Annotated in this window: 17 protein-coding genes and 1 tRNA gene; 6 read left to right on the top strand and 12 right to left on the bottom strand. The window is 70.8% G+C overall.

The features are described 5' to 3' along the window. Positions 1-274: 274 nt before the first annotated feature. Positions 275-348 (bottom strand) — tRNA-Gly (locus ACFY9E_RS14620). Positions 349-888: 540 nt separating this feature from the next. Here ACFY9E_RS14620 and dcd point away from each other — a divergent pair. Both dcd and ACFY9E_RS14630 read left to right on the top strand, forming a co-directional pair. Continuing rightward, a complete protein-coding gene (gene dcd, locus ACFY9E_RS14625) occupies positions 889-1,464 on the top strand; it encodes a dCTP deaminase (protein ID WP_390983098.1) in 576 nt (191 codons plus the stop codon). 11 nt (positions 1,465-1,475) lie between these two features. Next, the gene (locus ACFY9E_RS14630; RefSeq protein ID WP_390983099.1) at positions 1,476-1,973 is read left to right on the top strand and encodes a phosphoribosyltransferase family protein; all 498 of its coding nucleotides are present in this window, start codon (positions 1,476-1,478) and stop codon (positions 1,971-1,973) included. A gap of 60 nt (positions 1,974-2,033) precedes the next feature. Here ACFY9E_RS14630 and ACFY9E_RS14635 read toward each other — a convergent pair whose 3' ends face one another. The 9 genes from ACFY9E_RS14635 to ACFY9E_RS14675 all read right to left on the bottom strand — a co-directional run bounded on the left by ACFY9E_RS14635 (position 2,034) and on the right by ACFY9E_RS14675 (position 13,912). Continuing rightward, the gene (locus tag ACFY9E_RS14635; protein WP_390983102.1) at positions 2,034-3,047 is read right to left on the bottom strand and encodes a YIP1 family protein; all 1,014 of its coding nucleotides are present in this window, start codon (positions 3,045-3,047) and stop codon (positions 2,034-2,036) included. Positions 3,048-3,189: 142 nt separating this feature from the next. Further along, positions 3,190-4,542, bottom strand: coding sequence for an FG-GAP-like repeat-containing protein (locus ACFY9E_RS14640; protein ID WP_390983105.1), 1,353 nt, complete (start codon positions 4,540-4,542; stop codon positions 3,190-3,192). A gap of 17 nt (positions 4,543-4,559) precedes the next feature. Then, on the bottom strand, positions 4,560-6,008 hold the full coding sequence (locus ACFY9E_RS14645) for an FG-GAP-like repeat-containing protein (protein WP_390983108.1): 1,449 nt from the start codon (positions 6,006-6,008) through the stop codon (positions 4,560-4,562). 38 nt (positions 6,009-6,046) lie between these two features. Then, positions 6,047-7,510 (bottom strand): hypothetical protein, encoded by a 1,464-nt coding sequence (locus ACFY9E_RS14650; protein WP_390983110.1) that lies wholly within the window; start codon positions 7,508-7,510, stop codon positions 6,047-6,049. Beyond that, the gene (locus ACFY9E_RS14655) at positions 7,507-8,910 is read right to left on the bottom strand and encodes an FG-GAP-like repeat-containing protein (protein WP_390983113.1); all 1,404 of its coding nucleotides are present in this window, start codon (positions 8,908-8,910) and stop codon (positions 7,507-7,509) included. Before ACFY9E_RS14655 ends, ACFY9E_RS14650 begins: the two co-directional genes overlap by 4 nt. Positions 8,911-9,309: 399 nt before the next feature. Further along, a complete protein-coding gene (locus ACFY9E_RS14660; RefSeq protein ID WP_390983697.1) occupies positions 9,310-10,803 on the bottom strand; it encodes an FG-GAP-like repeat-containing protein in 1,494 nt (497 codons plus the stop codon). A gap of 310 nt (positions 10,804-11,113) precedes the next feature. After that, complete coding sequence (locus tag ACFY9E_RS14665) at positions 11,114-12,403, bottom strand: glycosyltransferase (RefSeq protein WP_390983115.1); 1,290 nt, start codon at positions 12,401-12,403, stop codon at positions 11,114-11,116. A gap of 41 nt (positions 12,404-12,444) precedes the next feature. Continuing rightward, the gene (locus ACFY9E_RS14670) at positions 12,445-12,618 is read right to left on the bottom strand and encodes a hypothetical protein (RefSeq protein ID WP_361297021.1); all 174 of its coding nucleotides are present in this window, start codon (positions 12,616-12,618) and stop codon (positions 12,445-12,447) included. A gap of 28 nt (positions 12,619-12,646) precedes the next feature. Then, positions 12,647-13,912, bottom strand: a complete 1,266-nt coding sequence (locus ACFY9E_RS14675; RefSeq protein WP_390983117.1) for a nucleotide sugar dehydrogenase — start codon at positions 13,910-13,912, stop codon at positions 12,647-12,649. Positions 13,913-14,457: 545 nt separating this feature from the next. On the opposite strand from ACFY9E_RS14675, the gene ACFY9E_RS14680 reads away from it, so the two are divergent. Next, positions 14,458-15,789: a hypothetical protein gene (locus tag ACFY9E_RS14680; protein ID WP_390983120.1), complete on the top strand. Its 1,332-nt coding sequence runs from the start codon at positions 14,458-14,460 to the stop codon at positions 15,787-15,789. 253 nt (positions 15,790-16,042) lie between these two features. On the opposite strand, the gene ACFY9E_RS14685 is transcribed toward ACFY9E_RS14680, so the two are convergent. Both ACFY9E_RS14685 and ACFY9E_RS14690 read right to left on the bottom strand, forming a co-directional pair. Beyond that, the gene (locus ACFY9E_RS14685; protein WP_390983123.1) at positions 16,043-16,396 is read right to left on the bottom strand and encodes a cupin domain-containing protein; all 354 of its coding nucleotides are present in this window, start codon (positions 16,394-16,396) and stop codon (positions 16,043-16,045) included. 364 nt (positions 16,397-16,760) lie between these two features. Next, on the bottom strand, positions 16,761-19,076 hold the full coding sequence (locus ACFY9E_RS14690; RefSeq protein WP_390983126.1) for a heterodisulfide reductase-related iron-sulfur binding cluster: 2,316 nt from the start codon (positions 19,074-19,076) through the stop codon (positions 16,761-16,763). A gap of 276 nt (positions 19,077-19,352) precedes the next feature. Between ACFY9E_RS14690 and ACFY9E_RS14695 the strand changes: the two genes are divergently transcribed. From ACFY9E_RS14695 to grpE, 3 genes are all read left to right on the top strand, one after another. Next, positions 19,353-20,372, top strand: a complete 1,020-nt coding sequence (locus ACFY9E_RS14695) for an undecaprenyl/decaprenyl-phosphate alpha-N-acetylglucosaminyl 1-phosphate transferase (RefSeq protein WP_390983129.1) — start codon at positions 19,353-19,355, stop codon at positions 20,370-20,372. Positions 20,373-20,465: 93 nt separating this feature from the next. Further along, positions 20,466-22,322 (top strand): molecular chaperone DnaK, encoded by a 1,857-nt coding sequence (gene dnaK, locus ACFY9E_RS14700; RefSeq protein ID WP_390983130.1) that lies wholly within the window; start codon positions 20,466-20,468, stop codon positions 22,320-22,322. After that, positions 22,319-22,984 (top strand): nucleotide exchange factor GrpE, encoded by a 666-nt coding sequence (gene grpE / locus ACFY9E_RS14705; RefSeq protein ID WP_390983133.1) that lies wholly within the window; start codon positions 22,319-22,321, stop codon positions 22,982-22,984. Before dnaK ends, grpE begins: the two co-directional genes overlap by 4 nt. The last annotated feature ends 29 nt before the right edge of the window (positions 22,985-23,013 follow it).

A 23,013-nucleotide genomic window follows, 5' to 3' on the forward strand; every position in this document is an offset into this window, starting at 1 on the left:
GGTGTGCCTCTTGATACACCTGTTGTCGGGGGTCTCGGAGCCACCCGCCGAACTGGGCACGCGACACCGCCGCGAAGAAGAACGCGACGAGCCGTGCGGAACGAATCTGGCACGCGGCGAGGGATCGCTGCGAGCAACTGAAGGCCCAGGTCTTTGCGACGACGGGGCTACTCGTCGCCGTAGGCCCCTGGGATGTGGCGCCGCGATGCCGCACACCCGGGCCACCGGTCTGGACAACAAAGAACCCCCGGGCCTCTGACCTGGGGGTTTCACATGGAGCGGGTGACGAGAATCGAACTCGCGCTCTCAGCTTGGGAAGCTGATGTTCTACCATTAAACTACACCCGCGTAAGACGCCGACGGAGTCGGTGTCCGAACGGTCGCCACTTTACCTCATGCCAGGCCCCCGGTGTTCGCGCCGCGGGGCCTGAAGCCGTTTCAGGGGTGGGATGCGGCTGCGGGGGAACGGAGTTGGGGCGTACGGTGGAGGGCCTGAGAGGGTCCGGGCGGGACCGGAGTGCCGCCTGGAGGGCCGTTCCTTTGATCCCGTACTGTGGCTTTTGTCGTCAGGCAAGCAGCAGCCAGACGCGGCTCTTGGGGAAGGGACTCTTGGACTTGATGGAGCGCACCGTCGTCCGTTGTGCCGATGGGCACGTGTTCAGCACCGCTTCGTTCCCGATGCAGCAGGCCGAGCGGCTCGGCCCCGGGCGGCTGCTTCGGTGTCCGCGATGTGCGCGGCTCCGGAGCGTGGTGCCCGTCAGCTATCAGAAGCGGTAGCAGCAGCGGCGGCCGCAGCAGCGGTAACGGACAAAGCTAGAGGCAACAGGCATAAGGCGCGCGGAGACGTCCGGTTGTGGTCGCTCCGCGCGCCTTGCGTATCCTCGGGGCGTGCTTCTCTCAGACAAGGACATCCGGGCCGAGATCGACGCCGGACGCGTACGCATCGATCCGTATGACGAATCGATGGTGCAGCCGTCGAGCATCGACGTGCGCCTCGACCGCTACTTCCGGGTGTTCGAGAATCACCGGTACCCCCACATCGACCCCGCCGTCGAGCAGTCCGACCTGACCCGGCTCGTGGAGCCGGAGGGGGACGAGCCGTTCATCCTGCACCCCGGCGAGTTCGTCCTGGCCAGCACCTACGAGGTCATCACGCTGCCCGACGATCTCGCCTCCCGGCTGGAGGGGAAGAGTTCGCTGGGCCGGCTGGGGCTGGTCACGCACTCGACCGCCGGGTTCATCGATCCCGGGTTCAGCGGCCACGTGACCCTGGAGCTGTCCAACCTCGCCACCCTGCCGATCAAGCTCTGGCCGGGCATGAAGATCGGGCAGCTGTGCATGTTCAAGCTGAGCTCGCCCGCCGACTTCCCGTACGGGAGCGAGCGGTACGGGTCCCGGTACCAGGGGCAGCGCGGGCCGACCGCCTCGCGGTCCTTCCTCAACTTCCATCGGACCCAGGTGTGAGCGGCACGGGCATGAGTGACGTACGGGAAAACCTGACCTACGAGAAGTTCGGCGTCGCCGTGCGCGAGCTCGCGCAGGCCATCGCCGACGACGGGTACGAGCCCGACGTGGTCCTCAGCATCGCCCGCGGCGGCGTCTTCGTGGCCGGCGGGCTCGCCTACGCCCTCGACTGCAAGAACATCCACCTGGTGAACGTCGAGTTCTACACCGGTGTGGGGACGACGCTCGAGATGCCGGTCATGCTCGCGCCCGTCCCGAACGTGATCGACTTCTCGCAGAAGAAGGTCCTGATCACCGACGACGTCGCCGACACCGGCAAGACGCTCAAGCTGGTGCGCGACTTCTGCCTCGACACCGTCGCCGAGGTGCGCAGCGCCGTCGTCTACGAGAAGTCGCAGTCGCTGGTGAAGTGCGAGTACGTGTGGAAGCGGACCGACGACTGGATCAACTTCCCGTGGAGTGTGGAACCGCCCGTGGTACGGCGGGCCGGCCAGGTGCTCGACGCCTGACCGGCGTGAGAAGAAGAGGGGCTCCCCGGTGGGGAGCCCCTCTCTCGTGTGTGCGGGACCTCAGACCGTGCCCAGCTTCACGATCGACAGCAGGGCGATCAGCTGGATCGCCGACGCGCCGAGCGCCTTCGGCCAGGGCAGGTCGTGGGAGCGGCCGACCATGAGGGTCAGCAGCGCACCGCCCGCGACCCAGGTGGCCCAGCCCAGCACCTGGACGAACATCGCGTCGCCGCCCGCGAACATCGCGAAGACCAGCCGGGGCGCGTCCGAGAGGGACATGATCAGCATCGACAGGCCCACCGTGGGCTGCCAGGCGCCGTCGCCGCCGAGCTGGCGGGCCAGGGTGTGGGTGACCACGCCCAGGACGAAGGCGCTCAGCACCATCGCGACGGCCGTCGTCAGGACGATCGGCACCGCGTTCGACAGTGTGGCGTTTATGGCATCCGCGCGGGCGCCGTCGAAGCCGAAGACGGCGAGCAGGCCGTAGAGGAACGTGACGATGAGGGCCGGGCCCCACATCGAGTAGTCCCGCATCTGGAGGAACGTCTGGTTGGGGGCGAGGACGATCCCCCGGAGCAGGGCCTTCCAGTGCAGGCGCGGGCCGATGGGGCCGGGCGGCGGGGCGGCCGCGCCGGCCCGGTAGGTGTCGCCCTGCGTGTAGGGGTCCTCGCCGACCGAGAAGGCCTGGGTGTGGCCCGGGTTGTTCGCCGCGTACGGGTCGGGCGGGCCCTGCGGGCCGGGCGGGTACGCGCCGTCGCCGAAGTACTCCGGCTCGCCCTGGCCGCCGTAGCCCCCGCCGTGCCCGGCGTTCGGCTGCGGCCAGGAGGGGCCGCCGCCGTTGCCGTAGGGCTGCGGCGCCTGCGGGTACGGCTGCGGCGCCTGCGGGTAGCCGTACGACGGCCCCTGCGGCGTCTGCTGCCCGTTCGGAGGGTTGTGCGGTCGCGTCTGAGGAGCGCCGTTGTTCCGGCCGCGTCCGATCCTGAATCCAGCCACGCCTTCGAACGTACCTGGTCCCCGGCGGTGGCGTGCCGGGCCCGGGCTTCCGGGCCCGGCTTTGCGGCCGAGCTGTGACATCCCTTAAGGGACTGGGGCCTTGGGGATCCGTGGGGGGGTTCGGCCGTACGGGCCCTTGCCCCGGTCCGCGTCGACCGGAGTCGGGCTTCGCCCGGGGCCCGGACCGGACCCCTCGCCCGGGTCCGGCCGCGCTCGGTCTCCGTCAGTCGGGGAGCGAGCCCCCGAGCTCCGGCAGGGTGATCGCGCCGGTCTTCGTCGGCACCGTGCCCGTGCCCGGCATGAGCAGCGCGCCGTTCGCCGCGCCGACGGCCAGATCGGCCTTGCCGTCGGCGGTCAGGTCGCGCAGGCGGACGGTGTAGCCGAAGGCGGCGTGGGAGTCGGCCGGGCCGAGTACCGTCTGGGCGATCCACGAGGAGCGCGCGCCGCTGAGGCCGCCGGAGCCGCCGCGGAAGACGTGGACTCCGCCCTGGTCCTGGTCGCCCGCGACGTCCTCGTGCGGGACGCCGACCGCGAGGTCCGCGTAGCCGTCGCCGTTGGCGTCGGCGGCCGAGATCGCGTAGCCGAAGTTGTCGTCGGCCTCCGGGCTGCCGGAGACGCCCGAGGTGGCCTGGGTGAGGGTGACCGACGTGCCCGGGCCCGACGAGGTGCCGCGCCAGATGGTGACCGCGCCCTTGCCGTTGTCCTTGTCGGGCACGCCGAGGACGATGTCGCCGTAGCCGTTCTTGTCGAAGTCGCCGACGACAGGGCTCGGGTAGAGGCCCTCCTGCCGGTCGCTGAGGGTCTTGGACGCGCCCGAGGCGAGGCCGGAGGAGGTGCCCTTCAGGTACCAGGCGCGCTCGCGGATGTCGCTGCCGGTGATCTCCGTGCCGATGACCACCAGGTCGGTCCTGCCGTCCCCGTCGACCTTTCCGGCCCCGAGAGCGGAGGAGTACCAGCCGCCGGACTCCTTGTCGATCTTGCTCACCTTGCCGGTGGTGCCGGACTTGGTGAAGGGGCCGCGGTACAGCCACGCCTCCTCGCCGCCGATCACGGCCAGGTCGGGGGAGCCGTCGCCGGTGAAGTCGCCGGTCGCCAGGTCGCGGCCGAAGTGGCCGACGGAGCCGCCGAGGGGGGTGATGCCGGTGCCGCCGGACAGGCCGGACTTCGAGCCCCACAGGACGGTGACCGTGCCGCGGTAGTCGTCGGCGCCCACGTGCTCGAACGGGTTGCCGACGACGAGGTCCGCGTAGCCGTCCTTGTTGAGGTCGGCGCTCGCGAGGGACGCGCCGAACTGGTCGTCCTCCTCACCGGAGCCGGGGACGCCGGCGCTGTCCTGGTGGAGGAACGTCGGATGGGTGGTGTCGAGGCCGGTGGCGGTGCCGTACACGACGGTGATCGTGCCGCCCTCGCGGCCGACGTCGTCGTAGCCGCCGTAGGCGAGGTCGCGGCGGCCGTCGCCGTTGAAGTCGTCGTAGTGCTTGGCCGGCGCCGCGGCGGCGGGGCCGGCGAGGAACACGGGGGTGACGCCGGTCGCCAGCAGGGCGGCGACCAGGGCGGTCGTGGCGGATCTGCGCATGGGGTTCTCCTGGTTCGTCAGCCGGTGAGGCCGGTGCCGAAGGCACCGTAGGAGCGGGTCTGGCCGAGGCTGCCCGGGCCGAAGGTGCGGGCGCCCTCGGTGACGGGGCCGCCGGCGGAACCGCGCAGGGTCGTGATCGCGCCGATGCCCTCGTCCTCGAAGCCGGCGGTGACGGTGAAGTCGGCGTGGCCGTCCTTGGTGACATCGGCCAGCAGGACGTCGGAGCCGAAGTAGTCGATGGCCTCGGCCGAGCCCGGGACGCCGGCGGTGTCCTGGGTGACGGTGCGGGCGCCGGTGCGCGAGACGCCGGAGGCCGAGCCGTTCATCAGGATCGTGGCGCCGGTGTCCTCGATGGTGCCGACGTCCTCGAAGACGACGCCGATCGCGAGGTCGCCGTAGCCGTCGCCGTCGGCGTCGCCGATGGAGACCGCCCCGCCGAAGCCGTCGTTCGCCTCGTCGGCGCCGGGGACGCCCTCGGAGTCCTGGGTGAGCTCGGCCATGGGCGCGTCGCCGTTGACGGGGCCGCCCTCGGAGCCGCGGATGACGACGACCCGGCCGCCGAGGCTGCCGCTGTGGTCGTCGTCCCTGGTGAAGACGTTGCCGAGGGCGATCTCGTCGTAACCGTCGCCGTCGATGTCGCCGAGGGCGATCGACGTGCCGCCGTTCAGGGGCCGGGGGACCGAGGTGTCCGGGCCGCTGGGGGAGCCGAGGTAGGCGACGCCCTTGGACCAGCTGCCCGACTCGTCCGAGTCGAGACGGACGCGATAGGTGAGGACCAGGTCCGAGCGGCCGTCCTTGTTCGTGTCGCCCGCGTCCATGGCGTCGACGAGGTACGCCGTCTCCGGTGTGGAGATCTTCTGCGCGGCGCCGGTGGTGCCGGTCGTGGTGAAGGGGCCGCGAACGGCGTAGACGTGCGACGAGCCCGTGCCTACGGCCAGGTCGGCCTTGCCGTCGCCGTCGAAGTCGCCGGCGGTCAGCAGCCTGCCCCAGTTGTCGTGCCCGGAGACGGCCGGGTCCTTGACCGTCGTGCCGTTCTTCAGGCCGCTCGCCGAGCCCCACAGCACGGTGACGGAGCCGCCGTCCTCGTCCGTGCCGACGTCCTCGCCGGAGGAGCCGACCGCGAGGTCGGTGTAGCCGTCGCCGTTGAGGTCGGCCACGGCGAGCGCGTCACCGAAGGTGTCCTCGGCCTCGGCGGCGCCGGGCACGCCGGCGGTGTTCTGGCTGACCACGGTCCGCCTGACCGGGTCGAGACCGTCGGCGCCGCCGTAGACCACGGCGACGTAGCCGGCCATGCCCAGGCCGTCGACCTTGGCGTAGGGGGCGGCGAACGCGACGTCACCGTAGCCGTCGCCGTTGAAGTCGGCCCTGGGGCCGGTGGCGGGCGCGGCGGTGGCCGCCGTCACGGGCAGCGCCGTGAGCAGGCCGGACGTCAGGGCCGTGGCCAGGAGGAGGGTGCGCTTGCGCATCGGGGTCCTCATCGGGTCGTCGGGTCGGGTGGTGGTGATCAGGAGGTGAGGGCGGTGCCGTAGCCCGGGGCGCCGGCCGTCGAGATGCCGGTCGTGCCCGGGCCGAAGCTCGTCGAGCCCGAGGCCGTCGGACCGGTCGAAGTGGAGCGCAGGGACCAGACCGCGCCGTCGCCGGCGTTCTCGCCGGGCGCGGAGACGGACAGGTCGGCGCGGCGGTCGCCGGTGTGGTCGGTGAGCGCGACGCGCTCGCCGAACCGGTCGCCCTGCTCCGAGGCGCCGGGCACACCGGCGGTGTTCTGGGTGTACGACGTCGCGCCCTTGGTCGTCAGGCCGGACGCCGAGCCGTACAGCACGGTGACCGCCCCGGCGGAGCCGTTCTCGCCCGGGGCGCCGATCGCCAGGTCGGCGTACCCGTCGCCGTTGGCGTCGCCGAGCGAGACGCCGCTGCCGAAGCGGTCGCCCTTCTCGGAGGCGCCGGGCACACCGGAGGTGTCCTGGGTGAGGACGAGCGGGGCGCGGTCCGGGTCCGGGCCCTCGGGGCCGCCGTAGACGACGGCGACCTTGCCGCCGAGGACGCCCGCCGGGTCGGCGGAGGCCTCCCGGTCGTTGCCCACGGCTATGTCGTCGTGGCCGTCGCCGTCGATGTCCCCGACGGCGGAGACGTACCCGGCGGGCAGCCGTTGCAGCCAGTCGTTGTAGTTGCCGATCTTCATGTCGGCCAGGGCGGTCGTCGCGTCGTCGGTGTGCGCGGCGCGGCCGTGCAGGACCACCCGGGGGTGACCGTCGCCGGTGATGTCACCGGCGGACAGGTGGGTGACACCGTAGGAGGAGGCCCACCCGTCGTTGCGCGAGCCGGAACCGCCGTTGGAGGCGCTGGTCCTGGTGATCGGGCCGCTCACCAGGGAGAGAGTGATCGGTCCGGTGGAGCCGACCGCCACGTCGGTGCCCCCGTCGCCGTCGAAGTCGCCGGCGGCCAGGGTCTGGCCGTAGCGGTCGTAGTCGGTGCTGAAGAAGCTGAACAGGGAACGGGCGCCGGACAGGCCGGAGGCGCCGCCCCAGACGATGGTGACCGTGCCGTCGTTGTTGTCGCTGCCGTCCTCGCCGGGCGTGCCGATCAGCAGATCGGCGTAGCCGTCGGTGTCGAGGTCCGCGGAGGTGAGCGCGGAGCCGAAGGCGTCGTCGGCCTCGGCGGCGCCCGGCATGCCGGCGGTGTTCTGCGTCAGGAGCGTGCGCGTGGAGCTCTTCGGGCCGCTCGTGCTGCCGTAGACGACGGTCACGGCGCCCGCCTTCGCCTGCCCCGAGACCGTGGCGCCCGGCGCGCCGATGGCGAGGTCGGTGCGGCCGTCGCCGTTGAAGTCGTAGGGGGCGGCGGCCGTCGCCGCGTGCGCGGCGGGGACGGACAGGGTGAGGGCGAGCGGGCTCAGGGCCGCGGCGAGGACGGCGGTGGTGATGCGGGTGCGCCGGGGCGTACGTGCCTCATGGGGGAGTCGTCGGATCGTCACTGGGCCACCGCCGAACCGAGGTTGACGCTGCCCTTGAGGGAGACGGCGGTGGTGGTGATGCCCTGTGCGCCGCTCGTGGTCAGGCCGGAGGCGGAGCCGCGCAGGGTCCACAGGCCGCCCGTGGAGTTCTCGCCGTGGACGCCGACGACCAGGTCCGCCTTGCCGTCCTTGGTCACGTCGCTCAGGCCGACCGAGGAACCGAAACGGTCCGAGGACTCGGCGGATCCGGGCACGCCGGCGGTGTCCTGGGTGTACGACTTCGCGCCGGTGGTCTTCAGGCCGGAGGCGGAGCCGAACAGCACGGTCACCGAGCCCGCGTCCGTCGCCGAGCCGATGTCCTCGCCAGGGGCGGAGACCACGACGTCGGCGTACCCGTCGCCGTTGATGTCGCCGGTGCTCACCGCGCCGCCGAAACCGTCCTCGGCCTCGCCCGCGCCGGGCACGCCCTCGGTGTCCTGGTGGACGACGGTGGGCTGCTGGGCCGGGTCGGGGCCGTTCGGGCCGCCGTACCAGACGGTGATCTGGCCGCCCTTGTGGCCGCCGGGCTTGAGGTCGTACGGGTCCGCGTAGTCGCCGAGGACGAGGTCGCCGTAGCCGTCGCGGTTGATGTCGCCGATGGAGCCGGGGTAACCGTCGGCGTTCGGCAGATCGGCCATCTTGTACGTCATGCCGGTCCAGCTGAAGTAGTCGATCTGGCCGCGGGTGTCGCCGTCCACGTTGAACGGGTAGACGCGCTCGGCCGCGCCGTCGCCGGTCATGTCACCCGCGAACACCTCGAACGTCGTGCCGACCTCGCCGACGCGGGTGTGGGTCAGCGGGCCGCCGGTGCGGGTGAAGGGGCCCTGGTAGAGGCGGGTGTGGCTCTGGCCGGTGAGGGTGACGTCCGTGTCGCCGTCCCCGTCGAAGTCGCCGGTGGCGATGCCCCGGGAGAAGTTGCCGTACTCGGCGAGCGTCGACGGCTGCGGCAGTCCCTTTCCGCTGGTCAGGCCCGACTTGCTGCCCCACAGGACGGTGCCGGAGCCGACGCCGTCCCGGTCCCCGACGCTCTCGTTGCTCGCGCCGACGACGAGGTCGGAGTAGCCGTCCCGGTCCAGGTCGCCGGCAGCCAGGGCGGAGCCGAACAGGTCGCCGGACTCGGCGGTGCCGGGTACGCCCGTGGAGTCCTGGGTGATGACGGCCCTGCGGGTGGCCGAGACCCCGGACGCCGAGCCGTACAGCACGACGACGGCACCGGCGCAGGAGGCGGAACCGACATCGGCGCACGCGGCGCCGGCCGCGACGTCCCGGTATCCGTCACCGTTGAAGTCGCCGGCGAGGCCGGAGGGCGCGGCGGTGGCGGGGGTGGTGGTGAGCAGGCCGGTGGTGAGCGTGGCGGCCAGCAGAAGGGTGCGCTTGCGCAAGGTGGGGCTCCGGGTGGGAAGGGGCCGGACCTGGGAGGCCCGGCCCCGAAGCGGGTTGCGGGGTGGCTCCGCCGGCGCGGGTGGCCGAGGCGGTGCGGGTGGCTCCGCCGGGCGCGGGTGGCCCGGTGGATGCGGGTGGCTTGGTCGGGCTCGGGTGGCCCGGTGGGTGCGGGTGGCTCGGCCGGGTGTTGGCCGCTCGGCCGGACTCAGGTGGTCCGGTGGGTGCGGGTGGCTCGGCCGGGCGTTGGCCGCTCGGCCGGACTCAGGTGGCCCGGTCGGTGCGGGTGGCTTTGCCGGGCCGGTGGCTCGGCCGGTGCGGGTGGCTCCGCCGGGCGTTGGCCGCTCGGTCGGAGCCCGGTGCCTCGGTCGGTGCCGGGTGGCTCGGTCGGTGCCAGGGGCTCAGTCGGCGAAGTTGGCGCCGAAGTTCGGGTAGCCCGTCGTCGAGACGCCCGAGTCGCTGGGGGAGACGGTGCGCGAACCCGTGGCGGTGATCTTCGTACCGTTGGACGGCAGGTAGAGGACCGCGCCGTTGCCGTCGTTCTCGTACGAGCCGGCCACTACGTCGGCGTGGCCGTCGCCGGTGACGTCGTCGAGCTTCACGTCGGTGCCGAGGAAGTCGCCCTTCTCGTCCGAGCCGGGGACGCCCGCGGTGCTCTGCGCGAAGGACTGGGTGCCGGAGGAGGTGTTGATGCCGGACGCCGAGCCGTACAGCACGACGAGCTGGCCGGCGTCGGTGACGGAGCCGATGTCCTCGCCCGCGACCCCGACCACGAGGTCCTGGTAGCCGTCGCCGTCGACGTCGCCGAGGTCCAGCTCGTAGCCGAAGTAGTCGTTCTTCTCCGAGCTGCCCGGGATGCTGCCGGTGTTCTGGGTGATGCCGGTGGTGGAGCCGACGCCGTCCGCGGCGCCGTAGGTGATCCACACCTTGCCGCCGTCGGCGGCCTCCGGGAAGGTCACGCCGTCGTCGGTCTTGTTCCAGTGCATGCCGGTGACGATGTCGCCGTAGCCGTCGCCGTTGATGTCGCCGATGCCGGTGATGACACCGGACTTCAGCGGCCGGGCGCCGGTGGCGGACAGGCCGGACCCCGTGCCGAGGAGGAGATGGTTGGCGTTCCAGTACTGGCCGGTGGCGGTCTCGAAGCCGTCGACGACCAGGTCGGTGCGGCGGTCGCCGTTGACGTCGCCCGCGGTGATGTTGAGCGGCCCGGAGCCGTCGCCCGACGCCTGGACCGGCGTCTTGACGCCGTACCGGCCCTTGACCGCCGTGCCGGAGGCGCTGATGCCGCCCTTGAGCACGTAGACGGTGTCGGAGGTGTTGCCGACGGCCAGGTCCGCCTTGCCGTCGCCGTCGAAGTCGCCGGCGGCGAGGTTCCTGCCCCAGCGGTCGTGCCGGGTGGGGGCCGGGTCCGCGATCGAGACGCCCTTGCCGGTGATGCCCTGGGCCGAGCCCCACAGGACCGCGACGGCGCCGCCGTCCTTGTCGCCGCCGACGTCCTCCATCGGGGAGGAGACGGCGAGGTCGTCGTAGCCGTCGCCGTTGAAGTCGGCGTGGGCGCTGTCGGCGCCGAACACGTCACCGGTCTCGGCCGTGCCCGGGTTGCCGGTGGTGTTCTGGCTGATCGCGGACCGCTTCGCGGAGGACACTCCGGTCTTCGTGCCGTACAGGACGACGAGCTGACCGGCGTCCTTCTTGCCGCCCACGTACGCGCCGGAGGCGGAGAACGCCACGTCGCCGATGCCGTCGCCGTTGAAGTCGGCCCGCGGGGCGTGTGTGCCGTCCGCGGCCGTCGCCGGGCCGGCCGTGGCCGAGAGCAGCGTGCCGGTCAGCGCGGCTGCCGCGGCGGTCGCCAGGGCGAGCCGCAGGCGGGGGCGCCGGGACGGGTGGGCGGACATGTGCCGGCGCCCCGAGGGACGCTCGTGCTGCTGCATGCGGGGTCTCCTGCTGCATGCGGGGGATGTCTGGCGGACATCCACAGTCGATGAAGGGCCGGACTGTCCGTGTTCGCCGGGAGTTGTCCGGGCGTTCACGGGTGTTCGGCGATCAAGAGACCCCTGGAGTGACGTAAGGGTTGTACGTGAGTTCGGTGAGTTTCCGGGGTGTGCGGGGCGCGGTGATGGTCCGGCACGGCCGGGCGGCACGACGGGTGCGCGGGCCGGTCACTCGACGGGCGTCGCCGACCCGGCGCAGCCGAACGCGTGGTGCTCAGGCGTTCTGGAGATCCTTCGACCCCGCGCGGTGACGACCGGCCCCGGGCAGCGCCGTCTTCGCCGTCAGCCCCCGCGACTGCCACGCGTTGTCGCGCAGCTTGAACAGCGCCCAGTACCGCGTCGGGCACAGCAGCACGATGTTCATGAACACGGCCGCCGGGGTGCCGACGAGCCAGGAGTGCCAGCGCTGGCGCGTGGTCATGTCCGGGCGCATCAGGACGTAGAGCCCGGACTGACCGAAGCGCACCACCAGGTACACGGCGAGATACAGCAGGGCGATGCCGGGGTTGTGGTACCGCCCGCCGAGCGTCAGGAGCGACATGACGACGATCCAGGCCAGCATCACCGGCGTGATGACGAGCTGGAGCAGCCCGAACGTCGGCGATATGAGCTGCTTCAGCGACAGCCGCGCGTACACGAACGGCAGCATCCACCACCACGAGCGCGCCCAGCGCAGCCGCTGCCGGTAGGTCTTCCGCAGGGTCGTCGGCATGTCGGTGACGACCCCGGCCTCGTTGACGGCCACGACCTCGCCGCGCATGAGCGCCCTGAGCGCCAGCCAGCGGTCGTCGCCCGTGCCGCACTCCACCTCGTAGGCGTCGAGGTGGTCGTAGAGGAGCTCGGCCCGGTAGAGCGCCAGGGCGCCCGAGGTGGTCTCCAGGGCTCCGAGCATGGAGCGCGAGGAGCGCATCATCACGCACGAGGTGCCGATGTCGATGTCCGCGGCCCGGGAGACCCAGGTCTCCTCGAAGTTGCGGATGTAGATCATGCCGGTCGTGGCCTGGATCCGCGGGTTGCTCATGGCCCTCAGCTGCTGCTCCAGCGCGTCCGGGAAGGGCTCACCGTCGGAGTCGATGGTGAGCACGTACGCGAAGTGCTTGTCCTGCTCCTGGAGGTGCCGCAGCACGGTGACCTGGGCCCCGCGCTTGCCCTTGTTCTCCTGCCGGTGCCAGAAGACCCGGGGGTGCTCGAAGGGTTCGACGGGATGCCGGCGCGAGCCGTCGTCGATGACGTGGATCTCGTCGATCGGATGGGTCTGGGCCAGCAGCGACCGCACCGTGCGGTGCAGATTCCCGGTGGGCTCCTCGAAGGCCGGGACGATCGCCACCGTTCGGCCCGGGGCGACCGGGAGGTGGGTGAAGGACCGGCCTTTCAGGAACGACACCAGGCAGAGCACGATCACGGTCATGCCCAGCCACCAGTAGAACGTCAGGATCGGGCTCTTCGACTGCAGGTGCACCACCACGGTGGCGGCGGCCAGAGCCGCCACCACCACAGCGGTCACCACGGTGAGCCTCACCCGCGGAGCCCGGCCCTGGAACGCGCTCAAGCGGTCACTCGCTTGCCGCGGGTCGCCATGCGGAATGCCGCGACACCGCCGATCACGAGGAGCATGGCCGCGAGCACGATCCACCCGAGCGCGGTTCCGCCGGTCGCCGCCAGGGCGGCTCCGCCCGTGGCGGTCCCGATCGCCGCGCCCACACCGTTCTGTCCGTACATGTCGTTCCTCTTTCCTTCCGTGGCTCTCTCAGAGCCGTTCGATGTGGGGGGCGCCGGTCATGACGCCGCGGGTGTCGAGTACGTAGGCGGCCTCGGCGGCGAGCCGGACGAGGTCGAACTCGGCGTGCGGGGTGAGCAGGACGACGGCGTCGAAGTCGCCGACGGTGGCCGCCGCGGACGTCGATCCGAAGGGGATGTCCCGGCAACCGCCCTCCGCCACCGCCAGATGGGGGTCCACGACGGTGACGCCCGCGCCCATCTGCCGCAGCCGGTCGATGACTTCGACGGCAGGCGACTGGCGGGCGTCCGAGGTGCCCGGCTTGTAGGCGGCGCCGAGGGCGAGGATGCGCGCCCCGTGCACGCTCCGCCGGAACCGCCGGCTCAGGGCGTCCTGAAGCCGCCGCACCACGTAATCCGGCTGGCTCTCGTTGATGTCCTGGGCCAGCTCGATGAGCCGGAAGGTCTGCCCGTGCCGCGCCTTGACGTGGTGGCTCAGGTAGACCGGGTCGATCGGCAGGCAGTGCCCGCCCACGCCGGGCCCCGGCAGGAACTTGGTGAACCCGAACGGCTTGGTCGCCGCGAGCTCCAGTGTGTGCCAGACATCCACCCCGAGGGTGTGGGCCATCCGCGAAAGCTCGTTGACCAGCGCGATGTTGACGTGCCGATAGGTGTTCTCGAACACCTTCGCCAGCTCGGCCTCTTCGAGCCCGGAGGCGGGCACGGTGACATCGGTGACGGTGTCGTAGAAGTCCTTCACCCGCCGCAGGCAGTCCTCGGTCAGCCCGGCGACGATCTTCGGTGTGTTCTCCAGACGCCAGTCGGCGTTGCCGGGATCGATGCGCTCGGGGCTGAACCCGACGTGGAAGTCCCGCCCGGCGACGAGGCCGGAGCCCTCCTCCAGCAGCGGGACGAGGACGTCGCGGGTGGTGCCGGGGTGGGTCGTCGACTCGAGCACGACGGTGGCGCCCGGCTCGATCCAGCGAGCGAGCACGCGACCGGCGTCCCGTACGCAACTCAGGTCCGGGGCACGGTCGGTGAGCGGCGTCGGCACGGTGATGACGGCGACGTCGAACCCCTTGAGGTCCTGCGGGTCGGAAGTCGCGTAGTACGCGTCCGAACCGAGCACCGCCTGGAGCCGGTCGTCGCCGATGTCCTCGACGTACGACGACCCGGAGGCCAGCGCCTCGCAACGCGCCCGGTCGGGCTCGTAGCCGGTGACCGCGTGGCCGGCCTCGGCGGCCCTCACGGCCAGGGGCAGGCCGACATAGCCCTGCCCCAGCACACATATGTGCATGGTGGATTCCTCACCCCTGAAGTACGGCCGCCTGTTCCTGAAGCAGGCGGCCGTGGCGTGGTACTGCGTGAGAAGCGGTGTGGGAACGGCACCACCACCGCGTCACCGGTCTGCCGGGCCCCCTTGCCCGATCATGCGCAAAGCGCAACCGGCGATCTTCACAAACCCCCCTCATTTGTGGACCTTCATGGTTCAACAATAATTCGCTGAACGGAACCCTCTTTACTGTTTCGATATGTGAAGTGCGCTGCTGCTGGCGTTCGTTGAGGGATGGCGCCTGGTCAACGGCCGAAACTGGCGGTCTGTCGGATCTGACGATCTTCACAATCGATCGAACAGGCGACCCCGTCGAGCGCGTCGGGCCGGATGCGTTCGCGAATATCGCGCGCCCCCTGTGTGCGCCCCCCGTACCACCGCTGCGCGCTGATGCTGGTTACCCGTGGTCATCCCAGGTCGAGGAAACTCGCGCGACCACCGTCAACGCCGTGCGATAGAAAGGGTGTTCGGCCGTAGGGACGGCCTTGACGCATTCCTGTGGGGGGACCTTGTTCAGAAACCGGGCGGCCTCGGCCGCCATCGGTGTCGTCGCACTCCTGGTGACCGGCACTCCGGCGGCGCAGGCCGCGGAGGCGCAGGCTCCTGATGTGCGGTACGCGCACAGCGCCACGGGTGATCTCGGCACCCTGGAGGTCGGCATCAGCTCCGACAGCGCCATCACGGGCATCCGGGCCCACCTCGTCTCCGCGGCCACGGGGCAGGAGGTCGCCGTCGTGGAGAGCGACGCGTTCGGCCTCGTCTCCGGCACGCCGGAGGACGGCGTGTGGCGCACGAAGCAGCCTCTCGACCTCCCCGACCTGGGCAGCTACGACGTCCGGATCGAGGCCACGGACGCCGACGGTGACCGCGGCGTCGACAACTCCGCGGGCACGCTCGCCTATTTCGTCGCGGCGGTGTTCGAGGACGTACACCCCGACCGCACGGAGATCGACACCGACCACCGCCAGGTGCGCATCGACGGCACCCTGAAGGGACGCTGGCCGGCGACCCGCGAGCTGAAGCCCCTGGCGGATCACCGGGTGGATCTCGACGTGGACAACTGGACGGAGAACACCGTCCGCACCGACGCGCAGGGCCGCTTCTCCGGCACGGTCACCGTGAACGACGCGGTACCGGTCCAGGCCGTCTACCGGCACGACAGCGCCAACCCGTACGTGCTGTACGGGGAGTCCGAGTCGACGCGGATCGACATCCGTCAGGTGGCCACCCGCTGGACCTTCGAGACCCCGGCGGAAGTTCGGACGATCGACTACGGACAGCAGGTCACCGTCACGGCGACACTGGAGCGCGAGACCCGGCAGGGCTGGGTGCCCTTCGAGGGCCAGAGCGGCGGCGTCCTCTACGAGGCCTCCTCCGGCAACAACTGGACCAGCGTCGGCTACTTCACCACCGGCGCGGACGGCAAGGCCACCACCTTCACCCACACCCCGGGGGAGACCGGCACCTTCCGCGTGGCGTCCCACAGCGACGACCCGTTCATCGCCTCCGCCTCCGCGAACAGCGCCGAGATCACCGTCCTGCGCGCCTCGGTGTTCACCTCGTTCTCGGCCGCTCGCACACAGGACGGTGGCGTGCGCGTGGAGGGGGCGATGGACTTCCCCGACGGCTGGACCCCCGCGGACATCCCGGTGCACATCCAGTACTCGCGGGACGGCAAGCGCTGGACGGACCTGGTGACGGCGCAGGCCTCCTGGTCCGGTCAAGGCCACGCCTTCTCGGCGGACATCGCCGAAGGGCGGCGGGGTTACTACCGCGCCCGGTTCGACAAGACGGAGTCGTTCCGCGCGGCGACGTCGGAGGCCGTGAGAGTGGGCCACTGACGTCCCTGGTGTGCCGCGCGCGCCGACGCGCTCGGGACGAGCCTTCCGGACTCGACGTACCGGTGCAGGCCGTCCCGGACGCGTCGGCGCCGCGGTCGCACCGTTCAGCGGATGCCGGAAGCCGGCCGGTCCGCGATGACCCGTGTACGCGGCGAGCCGTCGGCCGTTCCCGCGTCACACCGGGGCCGGCAGAGCACGCACGTGGTCCCGTGCGTGGTCTCTGCGGCGGCGTCGCGCGGCATCGGCACCGGCATCAATTCACGGTCACGTAGATCTTGCGCACGGTTTCGATGGTCTTCCAGACACCGACGTAGCCGGGCTTCATCACGAAGCTGTCGCCTGCCTTGTAGATCACCGGCTCGCCACCTTCCGGCGTGAGTTCGACGACGCCGGAGAGGATGTGGCAGAACTCGAAGGTGTCGCCCTTGATCGAGCGGGTCTCGCCGGGCGTCGCTTCCCAGATGCCCGTTTTGATCGTCTCCTCGCAGGCGACGTCCAGGGGCCAGGTCTTGTAGGCGGGGCTGCCCGAGATCAGGCGCTCCGGGAGGGGCCCGGACTCCTTCGGGGCGAAGGAGGGGTCGGTGTCGATGGTCTTCAGAAGCGACATGATCTTGCCTTTCCTGGGTGCTTGAGCAGCCGGTGCGCCCGACGCGTCGGGCCCGGGCCCGGGCCCGGCCCCTGCCCGGCCACGGCCTCGGGCCGCCACGGGGTGGCCTGGCGAAGGCGCGGCGACAGCGGGGTCATGTTCGTCTCCCGGCCTGCGTCGTCGTTCTGCCACGGCCTCCTGAGCATGTCGATGGCTCCGGACGGCGCCAATACGTGATCTGTCCAGCCGGGGTGCGGTACCTGGACGCAGTGTCAACCGCCCCGGTCCCCGGTGGAGCCGGCACAGCCGGACCGGCTCCGGAACGCCGACGCCCCCTGCCCGATGACTCAGGGCAGGGGGCGTCAGGACGACCGGCGGGGAGCGTCTACTTCACCGGCTCCGGTTCCGGTGCGTTCTCCGAGTCCGCCGTACCGGCCGGCGGCTCGTCGTCGTCGCCGTCGTCGGCCTCCGCCTGGACCGGTGTCTTGACCGAGTCCAGCAGCAGCTGGGCGACGTCCACGACCTGGATGGACTCCTTCGCCTTGCCGTCGTTCTTCTTGCCGTTGACGGAGTCCGTGAGCATGACCAGGCAGAACGGGCAGGCCGTCGACACGATGTCGGGGTTGACCGACAGCGCCTCGTCGACGCGCTCGTTGTTGATGCGCTTGCCGATGCGCTCTTCCATCCACATCCGGGCGCCACCCGCGCCGCAGCAGAAGCCGCGCTCCTTGTGGCGGTGCATCTCCTCGTTGCGGATGCCCGGGACGCTGGCGATGATCTCGCGCGGGGGCGAGTAGATCTTGTTGTGGCGGCCCAGGTAGCACGGGTCGTGGTACGTGATGATGCCCTCGACCGGCGTGACCGGGATCAGCTTGCCCTCGTCGACGAGGTGCTGGAGCAGCTGCGTGTGGTGGATGACCTCGTAGTCGCCGCCGAGCTGCGGGTACTCGTTGCCGAGCGTGTTGAGGCAGTGCGGGCAGGTGGCGACGATCTTCTTGGAGGACTTCGGCTTCGCCGACTCGGGCGTCACCTTGCCCTCGTCGTCCATCTCCTCGCCGAACGCCATGTTCAGCGCCATGACGTTCTCCATGCCGAGCTCCTGGAACAGGGGCTCGTTGCCGAGACGCCGGGCGGAGTCACCGGTGCACTTCTCGTCGCCGCCCATGATCGCGAACTTGACGCCCGCGATGTGGAGGAGTTCCGCGAAGGCCTTCGTGGTCTTCTTCGCGCGGTCCTCCAGGGCACCGGCGCAGCCGACCCAGTACAGGTACTCGACCTCGGACAGGTCCTCGATGTCCTTGCCGACGACCGGGACCTCGAAGTCGACCTCCTTGAGCCACTCCAGGCGCTGCTTCTTCGCCAGGCCCCAGGGGTTGCCCTTCTTCTCCAGGTTCTTGAGCATCGTGCCCGCCTCGGACGGGAACGAGGACTCGATCATCACCTGGTAGCGGCGCATGTCGACGATGTGGTCGACGTGCTCGATGTCCACCGGGCACTGCTCGACGCAGGCGCCGCAGGTGGTGCAGGACCACAGGACGTCGGGGTCGATGACGCCGTTCTCCTCGGCGGTGCCGATCAGCGGGCGCTCGGCCTCCGCCAGCGCGGACGCCGGGACGTCCTTGAGCGCCTCGGGCGACGCCTTCTCCTCGCCCTCCATCGTCTTGCCGCCGCCGGCCAGCAGGTACGGCGCCTTGGCGTGCGCGTGGTCCCGCAGGGACATGATCAGCAGCTTGGGGGAGAGGGGCTTGCCCGTGTTCCAGGCGGGGCACTGCGACTGGCAGCGGCCGCACTCGGTGCAGGTGGAGAAGTCCAGCAGGCCCTTCCAGGAGAACTGCTCGACCTGGGAGACGCCGAAGACGTCGTCGTCGCCCGGGTCGGTGAAGTCGATCGGCTTGCCGCCCGACGTCATGGGCTGCAACGCCCCGAGAGCCGTTCCGCCCGACGCCTCGCGCTTGAACCAGATGTTCGGGAAGGCGAGGAAGCGGTGCCAGGCGACACCCATGTTGGTGTTGAGCGACACCACGATCATCCAGATGAACGAGGTGCCGATCTTGATCATCGCGACCAGGTAGACCAGGTTCTGCAGCGCCGTGACCGACAGGCCCTTGAAGGCGAGGACCAGGGGGTACGAGGCGAAGTACGAGGCCTCGTAGTGGTCGACGTGGTGGAGCGCGCCCTCCAGGCCCCGCAGCACGTAGATGGCCAGGCCGATGGTGAGGATGACGTACTCGACGAAGTACGCCTGGCCGGCCTTGGAGCCGGCGAAGCGGGACTTGCGGCCCGGGCGGCTGGGCAGGTTCAGCAGGCGGATCACGATGAGCACCGCGATGCCCAGGATCGTCATCACGCCGATGAACTCGATGTACAGCTCGAACGGCAGGAACTCACCGACGACCGGCAGCACCCAGTCGGCCTGGAACAGCTGGCCGAAGGCCTGGGCGAGGGTCGGCGGGAGGGTCAGGAAGCCCACGGCGACGAACCAGTGGGCGACACCGACGATGCCCCACCGGTTCATGCGCGTGTGCCCGAGGAACTCCTTCACCAGGGTCACGCTGCGCTGGTAGGGGTTGTCGGTCCGCGCACCGGCCGGGACCGGCTGGCCCAGCTTGAAGTACCGGACGAACTGGCCGATCGCGCGTGCGAGCAGCGCGACGCCGACCACGGTCAGAACCAGCGACACGATGATCGCGGCGAGTTGCATGGGGGCTCCTCGGGCCTGCGAGGGGTTTCGTCGGGGTGACCTGTCGTTCTTCAGGCTTCCCCGAAATTACTAAGCGGTAACTTATGCAGTCCGTCTGAGACTACCCTCATCCTCCGCCGCACTGTAGCCGGGTGGGCAGTGATCTGAATCGCTGAGGGTTGCCTCAGAAACGGGCCGGTTTCGGCAGGGATCCCGTCGCACGTCGCGGCGTGACCCGGCCGTGATCCCCTCGTGTTATTCATACCGAATTGTCATAATCCCGCCTACCTTATATCCGTGCTCTACGGGATCACCGCCGCCGCCACCGCCCTCCTCCTCACCGCCCTGCTCGCGGCCGCCCTGCGGGCCCCCGCCCTGCGGCTTCGGCTGACCGAGCGGCGGCGGCAGCGTGACGTGCCGTTGTCCGGGGGCGTGGCCGTCGTGCTCGTCACGGGGCTGGTCGTGGGGGCCGGGGGGTGGTGGGGGGTCGCGCCGGCCGCCGATGAGGCGCGCGGGGTGCTCGTCGCCGCGGGCGCGGTCGCCCTGCTCGGGCTGGTCGACGACGTGTGGCGGCTGCGGCGGCGGGTGCTGGTCGCCGGCACGGGCGTGGCGGCCGCGTGTGTCGTGCCGTACGGGGAGACGGGGGTGGCGACCGGCCTGCTGGCCGTCGTGTGGGTCGTGGCGGTGGTGTTCGGACTGCGGGGGCTCGACCACGCCGACGGGCTGGCGGGTACGGCCGGGGTCGTGGCCGCCTTCGGGGTGGCGGCCTGCGCGGCCGTCGAGGTGATGGACGGGATCGCGGGGCTGATGAGCGTGCTGGCCGCCGCCCTGACCGGGTTCCTGCTGCACAACTGGCACCCCGCGCGCGTGGCGCTGGGCAGTTGCGGGTCCATGTCCGCGGGGTTCGTGATCGCCGTGGGGGCCGTGTACGCCCGGGCCGGGTCCGGGATCGGGGAGAGTGCGGGGGTGCTGTTCGCGCTGACCGCGGTGGCCGCCGCCGATGCCGTCCTCGTGCTGGGGACGCGACGGCTGGCCGGCCGGGCGGTGTTCCGCAGCGGGCCCGATCATCTCGCGCACCGGCTGCGGCGGCTCGGGCTGACCGCGCCGGGGGCGGTTCTGCTGCTGGGGACCGGGGCGTTGTCGGCGATGCTCGTCGGGGTACTCGCGCATGCCGGCCGGATCGGCTCCGGCGCCCTGTGGTGGGTGGTGGGAGGGGCGCTCGTCATGGTGTTCGCCCTCGCGCGGGTCCCTGTGTACGGACCTCGACGCAGCGTATCCCCGCAGGTCAGAGCGCCATTGCGTGTAAGGAACGGATAAGAGTTGAGCCTGCCCGACTCAGCTCTGTTGACCGGTCGGGGGCCGTCGTGCACACTTGAGTCCGTTCCACTCAAGTCAGCTGGAGGAATCACAATGGCACGTGCGGTCGGCATCGACCTGGGCACGACTAACTCCGTCGTCAGCGTTCTGGAGGGCGGCGAGCCCACCGTCATCACCAACGCCGAGGGCGCCAGGACCACGCCGTCCGTCGTCGCCTTCGCCAAGAACGGTGAGGTGCTCGTCGGAGAGGTGGCCAAGCGCCAGGCGGTCACGAACGTGGACCGGACCATCCGCTCCGTCAAGCGTCACATGGGCACCGACTGGAAGATCGAGCTGGACGGGAAGCCCTTCAACCCGCAGCAGATCAGCGCCTTCGTGCTCCAGAAGCTCAAGCGCGACGCCGAGGCCTACCTGGGCGAGAAGGTGACCGACGCGGTCATCACCGTCCCGGCGTACTTCAACGACTCCGAGCGCCAGGCCACGAAGGAGGCCGGCGAGATCGCCGGTCTGAACGTGCTGCGCATCGTCAACGAGCCGACCGCGGCCGCCCTGGCGTACGGCCTCGACAAGGACGACCAGACCATCCTGGTCTTCGACCTCGGTGGCGGTACGTTCGACGTCTCGCTGCTGGAGATCGGCGACGGTGTCGTCGAGGTGAAGGCCACCAACGGTGACAACCACCTCGGTGGTGACGACTGGGACCAGCGCGTCGTCGACTACCTGGTCCAGCAGTTCCAGTCCGGTCACGGCGTGGACCTGGGCAAGGACAAGATGGCCCTGCAGCGTCTGCGCGAGGCCGCCGAGAAGGCGAAGATCGAGCTGTCCTCGTCCACCGAGACCTCGATCAACCTGCCCTACATCACCGCCTCCGCCGAGGGCCCCCTGCACCTCGACGAGAAGCTCACCCGCGCCCAGTTCCAGCAGCTGACCGCGGACCTCCTGGAGCGCTGCAAGACGCCGTTCCACAACGTCATCAAGGACGCGGGCATCTCCATCAGCGAGATCGACCACGTCGTCCTCGTCGGCGGCTCGACCCGTATGCCCGCCGTCGCCGAGCTCGTCAAGGAGCTGACCGGCGGCAAGGACGCCAACAAGGGCGTCAACCCGGACGAGGTCGTCGCCATCGGCGCCGCCCTGCAGGCCGGTGTCCTCAAGGGCGAGGTCAAGGACGTCCTGCTCCTCGACGTCACCCCGCTGTCCCTCGGCATCGAGACCAAGGGCGGCATCATGACCAAGCTCATCGAGCGGAACACGACGATCCCGACCAAGCGGTCCGAGATCTTCACCACCGCCGAGGACAACCAGCCGTCCGTGCAGATCCAGGTCTACCAGGGCGAGCGCGAGATCGCGGCGTACAACAAGAAGCTCGGGATGTTCGAGCTGACCGGTCTGCCGCCGGCGCCCCGCGGCGTCCCGCAGATCGAGGTGTCCTTCGACATCGACGCCAACGGCATCATGCACGTGACCGCCAAGGACCTGGGCACGGGCAAGGAGCAGAAGATGACCGTCACCGGCGGCTCCTCGCTGCCGAAGGACGAGGTCGACCGCATGCGCCAGGAGGCCGAGCAGTACGCGGAGGAGGACCACAAGCGCCGCGAGGCCGCCGAGTCCCGCAACCAGGGCGAGCAGCTCGTCTACCAGACCGAGAAGTTCCTCAAGGACAACGAGGACAAGGTCCCGGGCGACATCAAGACCGAGGTCGAGGAGGCCGTCGCCGAGCTGAAGGAGAAGCTCAAGGGCGAGGACTCCGCCGAGATCCGCACGGCCACGGAGAAGGTCGCGGCCGTCTCGCAGAAGCTCGGCCAGGCCATGTACGCGGACGCCAATGCGGCCCAGGCCGCCGGTGGCCCCGCGGGTGACGCCGGTGCCGCCGGTGGTGCCAAGGCCGCCGACGACGACGTCGTGGACGCCGAGATCGTGGACGACGAGCGGAAGGACGGTGCCGCGTGACGGAGGAGACCCCGGGCTTCGACGAGCAGCAGTCGCAGCAGCCCGACGTCCCTTCCGGCGCCACCTCCGACGACGCCGAGCCGAAGGCCGCCTCCCCCTCCCCGGAGGAGGGGGCGGCCCCGGCCGGGGACACGGGCCAGGACGTGGCTCTGGTGGCCCAGCTGGACCAGGCCCGCACCGCGCTCAACGAGCGCACGGCGGACCTCCAGCGCCTCCAGGCCGAGTTCCAGAACTACCGCCGCCGGGTCGAGCGTGACCGGATCGCGGTCAAGGAGATCGCCATCGCGAACCTCCTGACCGAGCTCCTGCCCGTGCTCGACGACATCGGCCGCGCGCGTGAACACGGCGAACTGGTCGGCGGCTTCAAGTCCGTCGCCGAGTCGCTGGAGAGCACCGCGGCGAAGATGGGCCTGCAGCAGTTCGGCAAGGAGGGCGAGCCCTTCGACCCGACGATCCACGAAGCCCTGATGCACAGCTACGCACCGGACGTCACCGAGACGACCTGCGTGGCGATCCTGCAGCCCGGGTACCGGATCGGCGAGCGCACCATCCGCCCCGCGCGGGTGGCGGTGGCCGAGCCCCAGCCGGGGGCGCAGACGGTCAAGGCGGACGAGTCCGCCGACGCCGACGACAAGGAGAGCGGTGGCCCGGACGAGGGCTGACGTCATAGACGAAGGGAAGGAGGGGCGTC

The sequence above is a fragment of the Streptomyces sp. NPDC012466 genome, assembly GCF_042955215.1.
Lineage (GTDB): Bacteria > Actinomycetota > Actinomycetes > Streptomycetales > Streptomycetaceae > Streptomyces.

Coding starts and splice junctions, on each gene's coding strand:
- ACFY9E_RS14630 (WP_390983099.1), top strand. CDS start 1,476: ATGAGTGACGTACGGGAAAACCTGACCTACGAGAAGTTCGGCGTCGCC.
- ACFY9E_RS14635 (WP_390983102.1), bottom strand. CDS start 3,047: ATGTCACAGCTCGGCCGCAAAGCCGGGCCCGGAAGCCCGGGCCCGGCA.
- ACFY9E_RS14640 (WP_390983105.1), bottom strand. CDS start 4,542: ATGCGCAGATCCGCCACGACCGCCCTGGTCGCCGCCCTGCTGGCGACC.
- ACFY9E_RS14645 (WP_390983108.1), bottom strand. CDS start 6,008: ATGCGCAAGCGCACCCTCCTCCTGGCCACGGCCCTGACGTCCGGCCTG.
- ACFY9E_RS14660 (WP_390983697.1), bottom strand. CDS start 10,803: ATGTCCGCCCACCCGTCCCGGCGCCCCCGCCTGCGGCTCGCCCTGGCG.
- ACFY9E_RS14670 (WP_361297021.1), bottom strand. CDS start 12,618: ATGTACGGACAGAACGGTGTGGGCGCGGCGATCGGGACCGCCACGGGC.
- ACFY9E_RS14675 (WP_390983117.1), bottom strand. CDS start 13,912: ATGCACATATGTGTGCTGGGGCAGGGCTATGTCGGCCTGCCCCTGGCC.
- ACFY9E_RS14685 (WP_390983123.1), bottom strand. CDS start 16,396: ATGTCGCTTCTGAAGACCATCGACACCGACCCCTCCTTCGCCCCGAAG.
- ACFY9E_RS14690 (WP_390983126.1), bottom strand. CDS start 19,076: ATGCAACTCGCCGCGATCATCGTGTCGCTGGTTCTGACCGTGGTCGGC.
- dnaK (WP_390983130.1), top strand. CDS start 20,466: ATGGCACGTGCGGTCGGCATCGACCTGGGCACGACTAACTCCGTCGTC.